This window comes from Allobosea sp. 05L423 (assembly GCF_056397745.1).
In genome coordinates this window covers 1-17620 of sequence record NZ_JBFTOA010000016.1, presented here as the reverse complement: position 1 = coordinate 17620, position 17620 = coordinate 1, and the positions used below count along the sequence as shown (strand labels likewise).

15 protein-coding genes and 2 pseudogenes are annotated in these 17620 nt (G+C 64.7%); 13 read left to right on the top strand and 4 right to left on the bottom strand.

All coding sequences use genetic code 11. The annotated features are described in order from the left end of the window. Window positions 1-16: 16 nt before the first annotated feature. On the bottom strand, window positions 17-1549 hold the full coding sequence (locus AC1DNE_RS24090; protein ID WP_441473146.1) for an ABC transporter substrate-binding protein: 1533 nt from the start codon (window positions 1547-1549) through the stop codon (window positions 17-19). Window positions 1550-1777: 228 nt separating this feature from the next. Here AC1DNE_RS24090 and AC1DNE_RS24085 point away from each other — a divergent pair, with 228 nt between their 5' ends. The 11 genes from AC1DNE_RS24085 (at window position 1778) to AC1DNE_RS24035 (ending at window position 14834) form a co-directional block, all read left to right on the top strand. Beyond that, window positions 1778-2671, top strand: a complete 894-nt coding sequence (locus AC1DNE_RS24085) for a LysR family transcriptional regulator (RefSeq protein WP_476765737.1) — start codon at window positions 1778-1780, stop codon at window positions 2669-2671. Between the two features lie 139 nt (window positions 2672-2810). Beyond that, window positions 2811-3710: a LysR substrate-binding domain-containing protein gene (locus AC1DNE_RS24080; protein WP_476765736.1), complete on the top strand. Its 900-nt coding sequence runs from the start codon at window positions 2811-2813 to the stop codon at window positions 3708-3710. Window positions 3711-3928: 218 nt separating this feature from the next. Continuing rightward, on the top strand, window positions 3929-4897 hold the full coding sequence (locus tag AC1DNE_RS24075; protein WP_476765735.1) for an ABC transporter permease: 969 nt from the start codon (window positions 3929-3931) through the stop codon (window positions 4895-4897). Window positions 4898-4902: 5 nt separating this feature from the next. After that, complete coding sequence (locus AC1DNE_RS24070) at window positions 4903-5847, top strand: ABC transporter permease (RefSeq protein ID WP_476841247.1); 945 nt, start codon at window positions 4903-4905, stop codon at window positions 5845-5847. Next, a complete protein-coding gene (locus AC1DNE_RS24065; protein WP_441473141.1) occupies window positions 5847-6929 on the top strand; it encodes an ABC transporter ATP-binding protein in 1083 nt (360 codons plus the stop codon). The genes AC1DNE_RS24070 and AC1DNE_RS24065 overlap by 1 nt, the downstream gene beginning before the upstream one ends. Continuing rightward, window positions 6922-7953 carry an ABC transporter ATP-binding protein gene (locus tag AC1DNE_RS24060; RefSeq protein WP_441473140.1) on the top strand — a complete coding sequence of 344 codons (1032 nt, stop codon included), beginning with the start codon at window positions 6922-6924 and terminating at the stop codon, window positions 7951-7953. Before AC1DNE_RS24065 ends, AC1DNE_RS24060 begins: the two co-directional genes overlap by 8 nt. Before the next feature lie 25 nt (window positions 7954-7978). Beyond that, a complete protein-coding gene (locus AC1DNE_RS24055; protein WP_441473139.1) occupies window positions 7979-9091 on the top strand; it encodes an NAD(P)/FAD-dependent oxidoreductase in 1113 nt (370 codons plus the stop codon). Between the two features lie 47 nt (window positions 9092-9138). Further along, on the top strand, window positions 9139-10881 hold the full coding sequence (locus AC1DNE_RS24050; protein ID WP_441473138.1) for an ABC transporter substrate-binding protein: 1743 nt from the start codon (window positions 9139-9141) through the stop codon (window positions 10879-10881). Between the two features lie 78 nt (window positions 10882-10959). Beyond that, window positions 10960-12048, top strand: a complete 1089-nt coding sequence (locus tag AC1DNE_RS24045; RefSeq protein WP_441473137.1) for an NAD/NADP octopine/nopaline dehydrogenase family protein — start codon at window positions 10960-10962, stop codon at window positions 12046-12048. Window positions 12049-12084: 36 nt separating this feature from the next. Then, the gene (locus tag AC1DNE_RS24040; protein WP_441473136.1) at window positions 12085-13188 is read left to right on the top strand and encodes an NAD(P)/FAD-dependent oxidoreductase; all 1104 of its coding nucleotides are present in this window, start codon (window positions 12085-12087) and stop codon (window positions 13186-13188) included. A 446-nt stretch (window positions 13189-13634) separates the two neighbouring features. Then, on the top strand, window positions 13635-14834 hold the full coding sequence (locus AC1DNE_RS24035; RefSeq protein WP_476765734.1) for an alpha/beta hydrolase family protein: 1200 nt from the start codon (window positions 13635-13637) through the stop codon (window positions 14832-14834). Between the two features lie 80 nt (window positions 14835-14914). On the opposite strand, the gene AC1DNE_RS24030 is transcribed toward AC1DNE_RS24035, so the two are convergent. Continuing rightward, on the bottom strand, window positions 14915-15358 hold the full coding sequence (locus AC1DNE_RS24030) for a MarR family winged helix-turn-helix transcriptional regulator (RefSeq protein ID WP_476841246.1): 444 nt from the start codon (window positions 15356-15358) through the stop codon (window positions 14915-14917). A 115-nt stretch (window positions 15359-15473) separates the two neighbouring features. Here AC1DNE_RS24030 and AC1DNE_RS24025 point away from each other — a divergent pair, with 115 nt between their 5' ends. Beyond that, on the top strand, window positions 15474-15917 hold the full coding sequence (locus AC1DNE_RS24025) for a VOC family protein (RefSeq protein ID WP_441473133.1): 444 nt from the start codon (window positions 15474-15476) through the stop codon (window positions 15915-15917). 65 nt (window positions 15918-15982) lie between these two features. Next, window positions 15983-16246 (top strand): annotated as a pseudogene (locus tag AC1DNE_RS24020) (MFS transporter); the annotation flags it as partial. A gap of 170 nt (window positions 16247-16416) precedes the next feature. Here AC1DNE_RS24020 and AC1DNE_RS24015 read toward each other — a convergent pair. Further along, window positions 16417-17280, bottom strand: a complete 864-nt coding sequence (locus tag AC1DNE_RS24015) for an aldo/keto reductase (RefSeq protein WP_441473132.1) — start codon at window positions 17278-17280, stop codon at window positions 16417-16419. Window positions 17281-17419: 139 nt separating this feature from the next. Continuing rightward, window positions 17420-17620: pseudogene (locus tag AC1DNE_RS24010) on the bottom strand (amino acid ABC transporter ATP-binding protein); the annotation flags it as partial.

The window sequence follows — 17620 nt, the reverse complement described above, 5'->3', positions numbered from 1 at the left end:
GCCCTCCCGGCGGCCGCTACTTCAGGGTCACCTTGTCGAAGACCAACGTCTCGTTTGGCTGGACGGCGAAGCCCTGGACGCGGTTGGCGACGCCGATCGCCTGGGTCTGGTACCAGAGGAAGAGGAAGGGCTGGTCCTTCCAGACGATCTCCTGGATCTCGCCATAGATCTCCTTCTGCTTCGCCGGATCGGTCGCGGCGCGGCCCTCCTTGAGCAGCGCGTCGACGCGCGGATTTGTGTAGCCGGACCGGTTGGCGCCGACGCCGGTGAAGAAGAGCCGGTAGAGCGTGTAGTCCATACCGGCGGTGGCGCGTCCGACCATGCCCATATTGTCGGTGCGCTGTGCCGGCTCCATGCCGACGACCTTGGTCCAGGTGCCGCGATCCACAACCAGTGGCGTCGCCTTGATGCCGACATTCTCGAAGGAGCCGGCCAGCGCCTGGCAGACCTGCACGTCCTTGATGTAGCGCCCGGTCGGGCAGGTGAAGCTGAGCGAGAGCTGGCCGGGCTTGTAGCCGACTTCCGCCAGGAGCTTCTTCGCCCCCTCCGGGTCGAATGCGATCGCCGGGAAGGTCTTGCGCAATTCGTCCTGCGTCCCGGGGCCGACCATGCCGACGGACGGCGTGCCGAGCCCGCCGAGGACGCCCTTCGCAATGCCTTCGCGGTCGATCGCGAGATTCAGGGCCTTGCGGACCCGCGCATCGGCGAGCGGGCCGCGCAGCACCATCTCCATGTTGATCGAGAACATGCTCGGTGGCGTCACCACCTTGGCGCTCTTCAGCGCATTGATCGCGTCGATCGATTCCGGCGGCACGCGCTCGACGATATCGGCGGCGCCGGTCTCGATCAGCGCCATGCGCGAGCCGTCCTCCGGCACGACGGCGAATTCGATCGCCTTCAGCGTCGCCGGATACTCGCCGGAATATTTCGGGTTCGGCACGAGCCGGAAGCCTTCACCACCGACGAAGCGCTCGACCATATAGGGGCCGGAGCCCACCGGCTTGCGGCCGTACTCGGCGCCCATTTCCTTGACCGCCTTGACGTTGACGATGCTGGCGGCGGTGCTGGCGAGCAGCATGAGGATATGGCCATTGGGCTCGGCCAGGTGGAATTCGACCGTGTCTTCGCCGACGGCTTTCACCGTACCGAGCGATGCATAGAGGCCGCGATAGATCGAGCCGGTCTTCTCGTCGAGCATGCGGTTGAAGCTTGCCGCAACGGCCTCGGCATTCAGCGGGTCGCCATTGCTGAAGGTCTTGCCGGGTCTGATCTTGACGGTGAAGACCTTGCCGTCAGGCGAGAAGGAGGATTCGGTCGCGAGCCCCTTCTGGACGTTGTTCTGCGGGTCCAGTCGATACAGGCCCTCCAGCACCGCGAGATCGACCGCATTGCCGACCGGTAGATCGTTGAAGGCGGGGTCGAAGGTGGCCGGATCGGCACCGACCGCGACCCGGAGCACGCCGGCCGGCTGTGCCATGGCCTGGATCGCCATGAGAGAGAGGCCGGCGGCCAGCGCCGCCACGGCACAGGATTGACGAAGGCTGCGCATGTTCTGCTGTTCCCCAAGCTGGCAATTTCGTCGGTCGCGCGAGCGCTGGCGAACGCCGGAGCGTCCGCCGCTTTCACGAGGCGAAGTCAGTCTTTGGTTTCTTGGCCGCCATCCTGCTCAGCCCGTCGAGATGCGGGTGGTGGCGACGCAAGCCAGCAAATCACAGCAATTGATCTGCCTCAAATTCATAAATTTACGTTCTGCATGAACTGAGGTTATGGTCTCGCCATGCATTACCGCCAGGTCGAGATCTTCAAGGCGATCATGGATGCCGGCTCGATCACCGAGGCGGCCAACACGCTTCGCATCTCGCAGCCCGCGGTGAGCAAGGCTCTCAAGCAGCTGGAGGCCGAACTCGGTCTTCGCCTGTTCGATCGCACGACGAAAGGCATCGCGGCGACCGAAGAGGCGCGGCTGCTCTACACCGAGGTCGAGCGCACCTATTTCGGCATGCAGAACCTCACGCGCTTCGCTGCCAGCCTCGGGCATCGCCGGCAGGGACGGATCGTCGTCAGCACCATTCCCGCGCTCGGGATCGCCTGGCTGCCGACGGCGGTCGCCCGCTTCTCGGAGGCCCATCCGGACGTCACAATCTCCCTGCATTCCAGCAACTCCGTCGATGCGGCGAGGCTGGTCGGCAGCGGCGAGATCGATCTCGGCATCGCCCAGCTGCGCAGCGAGGAATACAACCTCTCGCGCCGCAAGCTGTTCGACCTGGAGGGGGTCATCGCCCTGCCTGCAGGGCATCGCCTTGCCCGCAAACCCTATGTCGAGGCTGCCGATCTCGCAGGCGAGACCGTCATCGCACTCGGCCCGGAGGACGAGTTCCGCCGGAAGCTCGGGCAGGCCCTCGAAGCGGCCGGGCAGCACCCGCGCACGGTCATCGACGCCAGTCTCGGCCTGACGATCTGCGCCCTCGTCGCAGCCGGTTGCGGGGTCGGTATCGTAGACAGCGAGGCGGCGCGGATGCCCGGCACCGGCCTCGTCTTCCGCAGCTTCCGACCGGCGATCTACGTGCCGATCTTTCTGTTCCGGCAGCGCGGACGCCCGACGGGCAGGCTGGTGGAGGCCTTCAGTGCGATCCTGAAGCCGCCGCCGCCCTTCCGCAGCGTCCCGGCCTGAAGCGCCGGCGACGGCCGGCCGCTCGCGGCCGATGGCAATACGCTTGCAAGGCGGCGAGCTCTGGGGCTGGTTGGCAGCAAATGCCGGACGGCATCGTCCGCGTGGTGAGCGGGCCAGCAATGCGAGGGGACGGGTGAGGATGAATCTGCGGCATGTCGAGCTCTTCCGCCACATCATGCACCTTGGCACGCTCACGCAGGCGGCCGAGATCATGTCCGTCTCGCAGCCGGCGGCGAGCAAGATGCTCAACCAGCTCGAGCGCAGCACCGGCATCATTCTGTTCCAGCGCATGAAAGGGCGGTTGAAGCCCACGCGGGACGGCGAATTGTATTTCGCGGAGGTGCAGCGCACCTGGGAAAGCGTCGAGCGCCTGGAGCGGATGACGCGCGACATCCGGGAGCTTCAGTTCGGACGACTCAATCTGGGCGTCATGCCGATGCTGGCGGGGACGCTGATCCCGCCCTTGCTGACGCGCTTCTGCCAGGCGCATGAGAAGACGGCGGTGAAGCTGCATTCGCGCAGTTCGGACCGCATCCTCGAATGGGCCATCGCCGGCCAGATCGACCTCGGGATCACCGAGCACTCCACCCCGCATCCCAATGTCATCTGCCGCATGATCGCGCGCATCCCCAATGTCTGCGCGGTGCCCGCGGGCCATCGACTGGCGGAGCTGAAGCGGATTCGGCCGGAGGACCTCGATGGCGAGAACTTCGTCTCGATCGGATCCGCGGATCGTCGCGTCTTCATCGAGAAGGTCTTCGAGCAGGCGGGCGTGCTGCCGCGCATGTTCATCGATGCGCCGATGGCGAATGTCGCCAGCGCCCTGGTGGCGAACGGCGCCGGCATCGCACTTGTCGACGAGCTCAATGCCCAGAGCTTCATCGGGCGTGGCCTGGTCGCAAGGCCCTTCGCGCCGGAGGTCTTCTCGCCGGTCTGGCATGTGCGCCCGAATACGCTGATCGGCTCGTCACTGGCGGAGGCACTGATACGGGATATCGAAGACGAGCTGGAAAGGCTCGGCTACCGCGCGGATTCATAGCGCGGGCCGAGGATTTGATGCGCGATGCGGCGAGGCGAAGTTCATAACCTGAAGGAATGAACTGGCAAAATCATATTCTTTGACGCCTGGATCTTCGCTCCATACCTTCACTGTCATTGACATAGATCAAACAAACGGGGCCGATCCTGGATGTGCTGCACAGCATATTCAGGAAACGGGAGATCTATTGCCAATCTGAAGGGGAGATATTTTCCGCGATGCGGATATTCGTCTTTCTGGCGAGAAGGTTGATCTTCGCGATTCTACTGATGCTCGGCGTCAGCGCGGCGATTTTCTTCCTGGTCAACGCCATCGGCAATCCGATCGAGCTGATGATGGCCGAGACGCCCGGCATGACCGGGGAGGTCATCGAGCGGATGAAAGCCTATTACGGGCTCGATCACCCTCCCTTCACCCGCTATCTGCTCTGGCTCGGGCGGCTCCTTCACCTCGATTTCGGCACGAGCATCGTCTACAACCAGCCGGTCGGATCGCTGATCGTGACCTGGGGTTGGGAAACCCTGAAGATCCAGCTCCCGGCGATCCTGATCGCGCTCGCCATCGCCGTCATCTTCGGCGTCACCGCGGCCCGGCGGCAGCATTCGCGCTCCGATTTCGCGGTCATGGGCACCGCCTTGCTGGGCCAGTCGCTGCCCGCCTTCTTCCTCGGCATCCTGCTGATCTTCGTCTTCTCCTACACGCTCGACTGGCTGCCGAGCTACGGCGCCTATGCGACGCGGAACCCGCTCTGGGGCAGCTCGGTTCTCGACGCGCTCTGGCACATGATCCTGCCCGTCGCGATGCTGACCTTCTTCAATACCGCGACGCTGACGCTGCTGATGCGGTCCAACATGGTGGACGTGCTGAAGAGCGACTTCATCGCGGCGATGCGCGCCAGCGGCATTCCCGAGCGGCGCGTCATCTACGTCCACGCGCTACGAGCCGCTTTTATCCCGATGCTGACCTATCTCGGCCTGCTGATCGGCCTGATGCTCGGCACGGCGCCGGTGACCGAATCCGTCTTCACCTGGCCGGGGCTCGGCTACCTCTACATCTCGGCGATCCACCAACTCGACTACCCCGTGATCATGGGCGCGAGTGCGGTCATCGCCTTCATGCTGATCTGCACGACCCTGCTGACGGACGTGATCTACGTCCTGATCGACCCCCGCATCAGCCTGGAGTGAGTGGCGTGACCGACCAGACGATCACGAGTCATGCGCCTGTGCCGAAACCGGCCCGCAAGCCCGCCAAGGGCATCTGGCGACAGGCCTGGCAGCGCTTCGCCCGCAGCCGCACGGGGATGCTCGGCTTCATCCTCGTCGCGCTCGTCGTCGCGACCGCGCTGGTCGGCCCGTTTCTGGCGCCCTTCGACCCGCAGGACCAGAGCCCGATGATAGACCCCGGCGCCAAGGCCCCGCCGAGCTGGACGCACCCGCTCGGCACCGACCGCATGGGCTACGACGTGCTCAGCCGCCTGATCTATGGCGCATCGACGGCGCTCGCAGTTGGGCTCGGCGCCATGTCGATCGCCTCGGTCATCGGAGTTCTGGTCGGTGGTGTCGCCGGTTATCGCGGTGGCACGATCGACGAGGTGCTGATGCGCTTCACCGACTTCTTCCTGGTGATCCCGGTCTTCGTCGTCATCCTTGCCGTGGTCCGTCTTCTCGGCGTCGCGATCGTCAACACGCCCTTCGAGAGCGTGCCCTATCTCAATCTCGGCGTGATCATCCTGCTGATCGGGATGTTCTCCTGGGCGCCGATCGCGCGGATGACCCGCGCCGAATTCCTGCGGCTCAAGAACCAGGAATTCGTCGAGGCGGCGCGCTGCATCGGGGCGACCTCCGGCGACATCCTGTTCCGGCACATCCTGCCCAACGCTCTGCCCTCGCTCGTCGTCATCGTGGCGCTCGGCATCGGCGGCGCCGTGCTGGCGGAGGCCATGATCGGCTTTCTCGGCTTCGGCGATCCGGCCGCGGTGAGTTGGGGCCAGTTGCTCTACTTCAACTACGAGGCGCTCAAGGTCGCGCCCTGGGCTTCGCTGAGCCCGGGCGTTGCGATCTTCATCACCGTGCTGGGTTTCAACCTTCTGGCGGACGGGCTGACCGACGCCTTCAACCCGCGGGCCAAGCGCTGATGACGAGCCTCGCCGACGAAAGACAGGCTCCCTCGGCTTCGCTGGAGCAATCCGGGACACGGCATCAGTCGGCACCGGCGCTGATCTCGATCGAGAATCTGCGCATCCAGTTCCCACCCTGGAACGCGCCGGTCCGGATCGTCGAGGATGTCAGCTATCAGGTCCATGCCGGCGAGACGATGGGCATCGTCGGCGAATCCGGCAGCGGCAAGACGCTGTCGAGCCTCGCCATTCTCAACCTCCTGCCGCCTCCCGCCCGGATCGCCGGCGGCCGCATCCTCTTCGAAGGCCAAGACCTGGCGGCGAAATCGCAGCAGGAGATGCAGAAGCTGCGCGGACGCAGGCTCGCCATGATCTTCCAGAATCCCGGCTACTCGCTCAACCCGCTGCTGACCGTCGGTGCCCAGCTCGCGGAGATCCTCAAGGTCCACGAGAAACTGCCGCGCGCGGTCGCCTTGCAGCGTGTCGAGGAGCTCTTCCGGCTGGTCGGGATCACCGATCCCGGCTCGCGCCTCTCGCAATATCCGCACGAGATGAGCGGCGGCATGAAGCAGCGGGTCTGCATCGCCCGCGCGCTGCTCTGCAACCCGGCGCTGGTGCTGGCCGATGAGCCGACCACGGCGCTGGATGTCACCATTCAGGCCCAGATCCTCGATTTGCTTGAGGAGCTGAAGCAGCGGCTCGGCATGTCGATGATCTTCGTCACGCACGATATGGGCGTCGTCGCCCGCATCGCTGACCGGATCACCGTGATGTATGCCGGCCAGGTCTGTGAGACCGGCGACAAACATGCCGTCTTCGCCCGGCCGTCGCATCCCTACACCCAGGCGCTGCTTGCCTCGACGCCCCGTATCGACCGGCCCTATGCGGTCAACGCCCAGGGTCGGCGCGAGCGCCTGCCGACTGTCGGTCGCGCCGCGACGCCCGGCCAACCGCTTACCGGCGGCTGCCGCTTCGCCGGCCGTTGCCCCGAGGCACAGCCGGAATGCTCCCGCCTCGTACCGCAGGCCGCCGCAATCGAGCCGGGCCGTGTCGTCCACTGCCTGGAGCGCGGCAGCGCCGGAGTGCCCGACCATGGTTGAGCCCTTGATCGAGCAGGCGCCCGACGCGCGGCAGCGTGCTACCCGCCCTCTGCTCAGCGTCGACGGGCTGGTGAAGAGCTATCCGCTGCTTCGCCGCGGCCTGTTCCGCCAGAAGGTCACCAGCGAGATCCGCGCCGTCAACGACATCAGCTTCAGCCTCGACGAGGGCGAGACGCTCAGCATCGTCGGCGAGAGCGGCTGCGGCAAGACCACGGCAGCGCGCGCCATCCTGCATCTCGTACCGCCCACCTCCGGGGCGATCCGGCTCGGCGGCGTCGATATCCGCGAGACCTTCGCTCAGGACCGCCGGCCCGATGTCCTCGCGCTGCGCCGGCAGATGCAATACGTCTTCCAGGATCCCTATCTCTCGCTCAATCCGCGCTGGAGCGTCCGGCAGATCCTGTCCGAGCCCCTGCGGGTCCACGGCCTATTGCCGCCGGCGCAATGGGACGCCGCGGTCGAGGCGCTGCTGGAGCGTGTCGGGCTGCCGGCCGAACATGCCGACCGCTATCCGCACGAATTCTCCGGCGGCCAGCGCCAGCGCATCGGCATCGCCCGCGCGCTCGCGGTCGAGCCGCGGCTGCTGATCTGCGACGAGCCGGTATCCTCGCTCGACGTCTCGGTGCGGGCCCAGATCCTCAATCTGCTGGCCGAGCTGCAGGAGGAGCTGAGGCTCTCCTATCTCTACATCTCGCACGATCTGAGCTCGGTGCGCTTCCTGAGCAACCGCATCGCGGTGATGTATCTCGGCGATCTCGTCGAGATCGGCGAGGTCGACGAGATCTTCGCCCGCCCTCGGCATCACTACACGGCGGCCCTCATCTCGGCGATTCCGGTGCCAGATCCGGCCCGCCAGAGGCCGCGCGACGCCATCAAGGGCGAAATCCCGAGCGTGGTGAAGCGGCCTCACGGCTGCGTCTTCCACACCCGCTGCCCGGCCGCGCTGCCGGTCTGCTCCCAGCAGGTTCCACCGCTGGCCGCCCCCGAGGGCAGCCACGCCTTCGCTTGCCACAACCCGCGCTGATGCGGGCCAGACCACAGGATATGCCATGATGAACGTCATCGTCGTCGGAGCCGGCATCGTCGGCAGCTCGGTCGCCTACCGGGTGGCGCAGGGGGGCGCCAGGGTCACCGTTCTCGAAGCCGAGCGCGTCGGTGCCGGCACCTCGGGCGTCAGCTTCGCCTGGACCAACTCCAACAACAAGACACCGCGGCCCTATCACGACCTCAACGTCGCCGGCATGCGGGCCCATGCCGCGCTGAAGGACGAGTTCGGCGCCACGCCCTGGTTCCATCAGAGCGGCAGCCTGGAATGGCGCGTCGATCCGGCCGAGGTGGCGGCCCAGGCGCAGAAGGTCGCGCGACTGCGCGAATGGGGCTACGCCGTCGAGATCGTCGACAAGAAGCGGCTCGGCCAACTCGAACCCGAGATCGCGCTTAGTGCCGTTCCCGACGACGCCCAGATCGTGTTCTGCCCGGAGGAAGGCTGGGTCGACCCGGTCCTCTATGCCGGCACGATGCTGCGCGCCGCCCGCCAGCGCTATGGCGCCGCGCTGAAGACCGGCGTCCGGATCACCGGGCTGGAGACGCGCAACGGCCGCGTGATCGGTGCCCGCGACGACAGCGGTGCGCTTCATGAGGCCGACCTCGTGATCAACTGCACTGGCCGCTGGTCGAACGAGACGGTGAGCGAGAGCGTCCCGAACATCCCGCTTGCGCCCACGGTCGGATTCCTGGTCTTCACCCCGCCGGTCGGGGTCGATCTGCGCCGGCCCTTCCACGCTCCCGATGTCGATGTCCGGCCGGACGGCGCCGGCCGCCTGATGGTGCGCAAGGACTCCCTCGACGACCGCTTCGCGGCGCTCGAAAGCCGGACGCCGGATTGCGAGGAAGCACGGATCGCCCTCGAAAGCGCGGCCGAGATCCTACCCGGCCTCAAGGGGGTCAGGGCCGAGGCGGTCCGGACAACGGTGCGCCCGATCCCGGCCGACGGGCTCTCCACCGTCGGGCGCGCGCGTGGCGTCGACGGCTACTACGTCGTCGTCACCCATAGCGGCGTCACGCTCTCGCCCTTCCTCGGCCAGGCCGTTGCGGACGAGGTGCTGCGCGGCCGCCAGCGGCCCGAGCTCGAGGAGTTCCGACCGACGCGCTTCCAGGCCTGAGCCGCGGGAGCGCCGCCGTTTCCAATCAAGCAGAAGAGGGGACAACGATGCCTGAAAAATCGACGCGACGTGACGTTCTGAAATGGACTGGCGCTGGGGCGGCCGCGCTCGCCGCCGGCGGCCTGCCGGAGCCGGCCCTGGCGAAGCCGCCCCACTTCAAGCTCTACCTGATGATCTTCAACAACCTGCAGTCGCGCATGATCTGGACCGATCTGATCGGCAAGCAGTTCGCGCGGCTCGGTATCGACGTGAATGCGAGCTACCAGCCACCCTCCGTGGTGATTGCCCGGCGCGCCAACGACAGCGGCAAGACCCATGTCGAGGGCGGCTTCGACATGTATTCCGAGCGCATCTACTACAGCGGTCTGTCGCCGATGCCCGAGACGCTGTTCCACAGCAAGAACATGCCGCCCAACGGCCAGAACTACTATCGGGTCGCGGACAAGCAGATCGACGAGGCGATCGAGAAGTATTCCCGCGCGATCACCGAGGAGGATCGCAAGGCGGCGATGACCGCCTTCGTGAAGCGCTGGTACGAGATCGAGCCGCTGCACATCGTCTTCTATCCGGAAGAGGTGATCATCACCAATCCGAAGCTGAAGGGGATGGAATCGACGACCTACAACCCGGTCTTCTATCCACGTGCGGAGGACTGGACGATCGAGGGGGCGACCGGCGACGTCACCGCCACCTTTGCCTCCTGGCAGCCTCCGAGCCAGCTCATCCCGATGTATGGCAGCGGCTACAACGAGGCGAACATCTTCGGCCCGGTCTACAACGCGCTGCTCGAATATGACAGCTGGGCGAACAAGAAGCTCAGCCCCGCGCTGGCGGAATCAGTCACGGGTTCCGCGGACGGCAAGACCTGGGTTCTGAACCTGCGCAAGGGCGTGAAATGGCACTCCGGCGAAGAGTTCACCGCCGAAGACGTGAAGTTCACCTGGGATACGATCATCGACAAGGCCTATGCGAGCCTGTTCCAGTCGCCGCTCGAAACCGTGATGGGCTCGCGCGACGCCTACAAGGTCACCGGCACGCACGAGATCACCGTCTCGCTGCCGCAGCCGAACTCGATGTTCTACGATTTCCTGCTGCCGGTCATCGCGATCATGCCGAAGCACGCCTACAAGGACATCAAGCCGGAGGAGCTGCGCGGCCACGTCATCTCGACCTGGCTCGGCACCTTCCCGGTCAAGACGTCCGACGGCAAGGTCTTCGAGGCGAAGGGCGGTGTCGGCACCGGGCCCTGGATCCCGCAAGGCTTCGATCCCTCGCGCAAGGCCTATAAATACGTCCGGAACGAGAACTATTGGCGCAAGACGGACGGCAACGTCAAAACCTTCTACGTCGTCAATATCCAAGGCGCCGACGCCCTGCTGAGCGCCATCAAATCCGGTGCCATCGACGCGCATGACCCCATGTACGATGTCGGCGGCCTGCTCGATACGGTCGATGCCTCCTGGGGCAAGATCAACCGCTTCGACTCGTTCAAGTGGATGCAGACCTGCCTCAACATGAACCACCCGGTCTTCGGGACCGGAGTCGAGACGCCGCTCGGCAAGCAGGACCCCAGCCGCGCCGCCGAGGCGGCGATGTATGTCCGCAAGGCGATGAGCCACATGATCCCGCGCGAGCAGATCATCAAGAATGTCGTCGCCGGCTTCGGCAAGCCGGGAACGGTGCCCATGCCTTTCACCTCGGAATATTACGACCACGATCTGCTGAAGCCGATCGCCTACGACTTCAACCTGGCCAAGCAGTACATGGAAAAGGCCGGCTACAAATATTGACGCAGCAAGCGTCCATGCCTGGGTCGGGCCTGCGGGCCCGATCCGCCCCCATCATCGAAACTCTCAAGGATCAGGACGATGCGTGTCGCAGTGCTCGGTGCGGGCTCGATTGCCTATGGCAATGCCGCTCTTCTTTCCTCTCTCGGCCATGAGCCGGTCCTGTGGTCGCCCTCCGGCAAGAGCGGCCGGAGCATCGCGCAGGGCGAGCCGCTAACCGCGACAGGCAGCCTGAGCGGCAGCTTCAAGGTCGCCGTCGCGGCCAGCGCCGCCGAGGCCATCGCCGGCGCGGGAGCCGTGCTGTTCGCGCTGCCGGCCAATGGCCACCGCAAGGCGATGGACGAGGCCGCGCCGCACCTGGACGCCGGGCAGGTCGTCATCATCAGTTCGCACACCTCGTTCAGCGGCCTCTACATCGCGCGCAAGATCGCCGAGCGCGGGCTGGACGTCCCCGTCGTCGTCTGGGGCACGACGGTCACCGCCGGGCGCCGCACCGGCGATGCCAGCGTCAATGTTTCGACCATCCGTTCGAAGGTCGACATCGCGACGATTCCCGTTTCCGCCGCCGATCGCGGCCTGAAGATCTGCCAGGAACTGTTCGGGGACCGTTTCGTCCAGCGCGACGATGCGCTCGCGATTTCGCTCTCCAATCTCAACCCGCAGAACCATCTCGGCATCGCGCTGTGCAATTTCACCCGCATGGAGCATGGCGAGACTTGGGGGCAGAACGAAAACAACACGGATTCCGTCGGCCGCTTTCTGGAGGCGCTGGATGCCGAACGGCTCGCCATCGCCGAGGCCGCCGGCTATAGGGTCCGCACCATTCGCGAGCACTATAACCTCTCCTTCCATGTCGCGCCCGGACCGGTCGGTGAGATGGCGCGTGCACTCGCTGCTCGTGGCAATGGCGGCAACGGGCCAAGCACGATCGATACCCGCTATGTCCTGGAAGACGCGCCCTTCGGGCTGCATCCCACGGTGCTGCTCGGCAAGCTCGCCGGCCGGCCGGCGACACTGCACCAGGCCGGCGTCGACATCTTCTCGGCGCTCTACGGCCGGGACTTCGCGGCGGAGAACGACCTGCTCGGCGATATCGGCCTTGAGGCGATGTCGCTTGCGGAGCTGAAAGCGCTCGTGCGCGACGGCTGGGCCACGAAGCGCGCGGCGTAAGGCCTGCTTGCCCCTCTTCATTAATGGATATGGACCATGACTGAAATCATCGTTGTCGGCGCCGGCGTCATCGGAACGTCTGTCGCCTATCGGCTGGCGCGAGCCGGCGCGAAGGTCACGGTGCTCGAAGCCACCCGCGTCGGCGGTGGCACCTCGGGCATCTCCTTCGCCTGGACTAACTCCAGCAACAAGTCGCCGCGCGCCTATCATGACCTCAACGTCGCCGGCATGCGCGCCCATGCCGCTCTGAAGGACGAGTTCGGCGCCACGCCCTGGTGGCATGGCGGCGGGCGCGTCGAATGGAGAGCCGAAGCCGAGCAGGCTGCCCTCAAGGCCAAGGTCGAGCGGCTGCGGAGCTGGGACTATGCGGCAGAGTGGATCGACCGCAAGCAACTGCTCGAGCTGGAACCCGACATCGCGCCGGAAGCGGTAGGCGACGCGCCGATCGCTTGGTATCCGAACGACGGCTGGCTCGACCCGGTGGTCTATTCCCATGCGATGATGAGTGCGGCACGGCGTCACGGCGCGAGCCTGAGGACGCAGACGAAGGTCTCGGGCCTGCTTGTCGAAGGCGGCAAGGTGAAGGGCGTGCGCAGCGAAGGCGGCGAGACCTTCCATGCCGACCTTGTCGTGAACTGCACCGGCCGCTGGTCCAACGATACGATCGGCACGGTCATCCCGAACGTGCCGCTGGCGCCCACGGTCGGCTTCCTCGTCTTCACGCCGCCCGTTCCCGCCAGCATTCAGCGCGTCGTCGCCACGCCGGTCTGCGACTTCCGCCCGGACGGAGCCGGGCGCCTGATGCTGCACTGGGGGGCGGCCGACGCCACGGTCACGCCCGAGATCGGCGTCAATCCGGGCATGGAGCAGGCGGCCGATCTGGTCGACCGCCTCCTACGCATCCTGCCGGGCATCGCGCCGCTCAAGCCGGAAGCCGCGCGCGTCACCGTACGGCCGATCCCAAGGGACGGCCTCTCGGTGATCGGCCCGGTGCCGGGTGTCGAGAACTACTATGTGATGGTCACCCATAGTGGCGCCACGCTCTCGCCGGCGCTGGGCGCCATGGCCGCCGATGAAATCGTCAACGGGACGCAGCGCCCCGAGTTCGAGAGCTTCAGGCCGGCACGCTTCTTCTTGTAAAAGCGCTTTGCTCGATGCGCTGACGTGGTCGGATGGGAGCAGGGCGCTTGTCGCTCGCGGCGAATGCAACTGCAGCGGATAGTTGAGACCAAGAAGGGCCTGGCTGGCAGGCCGGGCCCACAGCGGTTCGGAAGCGTCTGACTTGCGCCGCTGATCGTGGATGTGTGCTTCTCGACAATGGGCCACGCCACGCGCCGAAATCCCAAGCGGACGTCCAGTGCGCGATAGTGGCGCGACTGAAAGCGGCACGTGGGTCCCCAATTCAGCATCGGCCTATAACCGAAGATGCGGAGTGATATCTGCGGATGCCTCCCAGGACATGTCGAGCAATGCGACGCGGAAGCACTCAGTTGTAAGCCAGGGTCAGTGAATCCCGCGGACTTGGCATGACGACGGAATCTTTACCGGACGCTGCGAAACGCAACGGGCGCAAACCGTGAGCACTCATGCCCTTGCTTCGTATCCTCTGCCTCGCCGCCGCTCTGGTCGGCATTATGCCGGCTTCGCTGGCTCAAACAACAGGGCCAGTCGCCGTCGCCTCTGGCGTTAGCTATGAATTCCTGGCGCGCTGGGATGTCGACAAGCTAAACCGCATCCTGACGACCGATACGCCAACCTTCGCAGGCATCCCGGTGAGCTACACCCCGGCTCGCAACGCGGTGAGGCTCTACCGCGTCCGCTATGCGTCAGTCGTGCCCGAGCGCGGCAATCGGCCGACCGTTGCTACCGGCCTCGTCGCGGTGCCAGACACCGGTGAAGCGAGCTTCCCGATGGTATCCTACCAGCACGGCACCGTCTACGGAAAGCAGCAGGTTCCGTCCTTCGCCGACCAATCGCCCGAGACGCAGCTCATGCTCGCGCAGTTCGCTGGGCAGGGCTATGTCCTGGTCGCTGCCGACTACTTCGGCCTAGGCGAATCCAGCGAACCCGAAGGGTACATGGTGAAGGCCAGCCACCAGCAGGCAACCTACGATATGTTGATGGCGGCGCGCGCCGTCCTCGCCGACCTGAAGGTCGCGACGCCGAAGCTGTTCCTCGCCGGCTGGTCGCAGGGCGGCTTCGTGACGCTGGCCATGCTGGAGAAGCTGGAGAATGCCAAGATTCCGGTCACGGCTGCAGTGACGGCCAGCGCTCCGGCCGACATCTTCGTCGCCCTCAACGGCTTCCTGGACTTTCCCCGCAAGATCGACGCCGACTGGGTGCCGACGCTCTTTATCCTCTCGGCCTTCTCCTTCGAGAACTACTATGGGGTGCCAGGCCTTGCCCGCTCGCTGCTCACGGACGACTATTACGAGCTGTCGCGCAAGGCCTATGAGAGGCTGCCCTTCGACGCCAGCCAAGTGCCGACGGAGCTCCGCAAGATCATCCGACCTGAATATTTCGACGCACAATTCTTCGCGAACTCGGCCTATGGGCGACTCGTCGCCGCCACGCAGGCCTATCGCTGGGTGGTGAAGACGCCGGTGAGGACTTTCTACGGCGAGACGGATGAGGCGATCCGGACGGAACTCGGACAGCTGCCGATGACCTACCAAAAGGCACTCGGCAACGATCGCGTGGAGGCGATCTCGACCGGCGCCACGAGCCACCGAGGCACCTTCGCCAAGGCTGTGCCGCTATGGAAGAGCTCGTTCGACGGGCTGTGACCTACGTCTGGGTTCAGGGGTTGGAAGCCGCGATGGGCCAAAACCTGACATCACCTCTACGTCAATACGCGGACCTTCGTTCATTGGGACAGCAGAGCCAGATCAGAACGCAGATGGATGGGGTCTGACAGCTCGGCTTCGATTGCCGCGTGCAGTTGTTTCCAGATTGGCACCGCATCGGCCAGCACGGCTCTGCCTGCCGGCGTCATAGACAGGAGGCGGACGCGCCGGTCCGCTGCGTCATGGCTGGTCTCGACGAGTTTGCGCCGCTCCAACGGCTTTAGGTTTGCGGTCAGGGTCGTTCTGTCCATCGCCAGCAGGGCGGCGACGCTGCCGAGGCTTGGGGGACTGGGACGATTCAGCGACATCAGGAGCGAGAACTGGCCGCTGCTGATGCCGGCAGGCCTTAGCGCGAGATCGAAGCGTCGGGCAAGCGCGCGCGCTGCCCGCTGCGCATGAAGGCAAAGGCAGGCATCGCGTACCAGAAGGGTCGTCTCGAAGGTAAGTTCGGTTTGGGCGCGCATCAGGTGAGTTGACATCCCCGGAATGATATAGGTGGATATCAACTAAATGGGGAAAGCGCCAATCGATGTCACGTCCTAACCGCATCGGCGCTTCGATCAACACAGGGAGAAAACCATGAAGATCGTGACGAGCCTGAGCTTTCAGGGGCAATGCCGCGAGGCCTTCGAGTTCTACGCGAAGGTTCTCGGCGGCAAGATCACGGCCGCATTTCCTTACGGTGACGCACCTCCCGGCATGCCGATCACCGACGAGAAGTACAAGAGCTGGCTGATGCATTGCTGGCTGGAGGTGGGCGATCAGGCCCTGATGGGCGCCGATATGGATGCCGCGTGGGCGCCTAACATCGACAAGCCCAAGAACGGGTTCGACGTCACCCTGCACAGCACGGATAAGGCCCAGGGCCAAAGCTGGTTCGAAAAACTGTCCGAGGGCGGCAAGGCGGTCATGCCATTCGGCGAGACCTTCTGGTCACCGGGCTTCGGCTCGCTGATCGACAAGTTCGGCATCCCCTGGATGATCAACACCATTCCGTCGGGCGATTGGAAGCCGAAGGGCTGATGTCGCCGGCAGAGGGCGAACGGCTCGATCCAAGAACCGATCTCAGGCTCGCAGAGGCCAAAATCGCCGGCACGATGCCGCTCTACGCCGTAATTATCCGCGAGTATTTCCCGGTGAGGATGATGGGCACCATCATCGGGGGCACCGGGATGGCCGGGAGCCTCGGCATGTTGACTGGGCCTGTGCTTGTCGGCCTGATCTACGACAATATCGGAACTTATACGCCGATGTATGTCGCGTCTTGGGGCTTGGGCCTGGCGGCTACGCTGATCCTCGCCACCTCCAGACCGTTTCCGGTAAAACCTCCGATGCCAATCGCCACAGCCTAAGCTGAGGCTCTCGCCAAACTCGTCTGTCCACGGACGTCTGGCGCCAGTTCCGGACATTGGGGCACCGCTTGGAAGCGGACATCTGCGACCGGCGCATCAGCGAGCGGCTGCTTGCAAACAGCGACCCGCCGCCAACACTGATACGGACTCCGACAAGCACGGAGGCACTGCTATAGAGCCTTTGCCTCTTCCTGGGTCAGAGGCACATTTAGCGACCCGACGTTTTCTTCCAGGTGAACGACAGAACGTGTGCCTGGAATGGGGACGATGACGGGGCTCAGTGCCAGCAGCCAGGCTAAGGCGAACTGCGAAGTCGAGCACCCCCGCTTGCCTGCCTCGATCGCGATATTGCCAGTCTGATCGGCAAGCGGCGCCCCAATTTGTGCAGGGTTCCCGTCGAGAGGACCATATGGGAAGAAAGTAATGTCCTCTTCGCTGCAGTATCGCACCAGGTCAATTTGCGAGCGATCGGCAAAACTGAACCGATTTTGCACCGATGCGATCGGCGCGATGCTTCGTGCGCGCTTGAGTTCGTCGAGAGTTACGTTGGAAATTCCGATGTGTCGGATCTTGCCCTCTTTGACCAATTCGGCAAGTGAGCTGACCGTCTCCTCGATGGGTGTATCCTCATCAACCCAATGCAATTGCATGAGATCGATCCTGTCCACACGAAGATGGGAAAGACTTGCTTCGCAGCCCGTCCTGATGGCCTTGCGTCGCCCGTCCCGGTAGGCGATGCCCGGCCCCATTTTGGTGAGACCGCATTTCGTAGTGATGACGAGGTCGTCTCTATACGGATGCAGTGCCTCGGCAATCAGCCCCTCATTGTAACCGGCTCCATAAGCATGGGCCGTATCGATCAGGTTGACACCGACTTCAATGACGCGCCGCAACACCTTCTTGGCAGCCTCAGGGTCTGGGTATGGGCCCCAGTTGCCGGGCTGACCGGTCAAGCGCATAGCGCCATACCCCAGGCGCGAAACCTCGAGATCGCCACCAATTTTGCGCACGGTATCGAAAGCTGGGCTAGTCATGTCCTTTGTTTCCTTCTTTGAACATCGGGAACCCGATCGATTGGAACGAGGCCAGCACTCGCCCTCGCTTTGAAGAAGCTTGACTGCGGATTGGCGGGCGCCCGTTTGACCGAACTCCGCTGCCATACTGGCGACCACTTCAGTGCAGGATCTGGCTGAGGAAGAGCTTCGTGCGCTCGTGCTGCGGGTTTTTGAAGAACTCGTTGGGGGTGTTCATCTCGACGATCTGTCCGGCGTCCATGAAGATGACGCGGTCGGCGACCTGGCGGGCGAAGCCCATCTCGTGGGTGACGCAGAGCATGGTCATGCCCTCCTCCGCCAGCGAGACCATGGTGTCGAG

Excerpts from the sequence above, each read along its gene's own strand:
- AC1DNE_RS24090 (WP_441473146.1), bottom strand. The coding sequence starts at position 1,549 with ATGCGCAGCCTTCGTCAATCCTGTGCCGTGGCGGCGCTGGCCGCCGGC.
- AC1DNE_RS24085 (WP_476765737.1), top strand. The coding sequence starts at position 1,778 with ATGCATTACCGCCAGGTCGAGATCTTCAAGGCGATCATGGATGCCGGC.
- AC1DNE_RS24080 (WP_476765736.1), top strand. The coding sequence starts at position 2,811 with ATGAATCTGCGGCATGTCGAGCTCTTCCGCCACATCATGCACCTTGGC.
- AC1DNE_RS24075 (WP_476765735.1), top strand. The coding sequence starts at position 3,929 with ATGCGGATATTCGTCTTTCTGGCGAGAAGGTTGATCTTCGCGATTCTA.
- AC1DNE_RS24065 (WP_441473141.1), top strand. The coding sequence starts at position 5,847 with ATGACGAGCCTCGCCGACGAAAGACAGGCTCCCTCGGCTTCGCTGGAG.
- AC1DNE_RS24060 (WP_441473140.1), top strand. The coding sequence starts at position 6,922 with ATGGTTGAGCCCTTGATCGAGCAGGCGCCCGACGCGCGGCAGCGTGCT.
- AC1DNE_RS24055 (WP_441473139.1), top strand. The coding sequence starts at position 7,979 with ATGATGAACGTCATCGTCGTCGGAGCCGGCATCGTCGGCAGCTCGGTC.
- AC1DNE_RS24050 (WP_441473138.1), top strand. The coding sequence starts at position 9,139 with ATGCCTGAAAAATCGACGCGACGTGACGTTCTGAAATGGACTGGCGCT.
- AC1DNE_RS24045 (WP_441473137.1), top strand. The coding sequence starts at position 10,960 with ATGCGTGTCGCAGTGCTCGGTGCGGGCTCGATTGCCTATGGCAATGCC.
- AC1DNE_RS24040 (WP_441473136.1), top strand. The coding sequence starts at position 12,085 with ATGACTGAAATCATCGTTGTCGGCGCCGGCGTCATCGGAACGTCTGTC.
- AC1DNE_RS24035 (WP_476765734.1), top strand. The coding sequence starts at position 13,635 with ATGCCCTTGCTTCGTATCCTCTGCCTCGCCGCCGCTCTGGTCGGCATT.
- AC1DNE_RS24030 (WP_476841246.1), bottom strand. The coding sequence starts at position 15,358 with ATGCGCGCCCAAACCGAACTTACCTTCGAGACGACCCTTCTGGTACGC.
- AC1DNE_RS24025 (WP_441473133.1), top strand. The coding sequence starts at position 15,474 with ATGAAGATCGTGACGAGCCTGAGCTTTCAGGGGCAATGCCGCGAGGCC.
- AC1DNE_RS24015 (WP_441473132.1), bottom strand. The coding sequence starts at position 17,280 with ATGACTAGCCCAGCTTTCGATACCGTGCGCAAAATTGGTGGCGATCTC.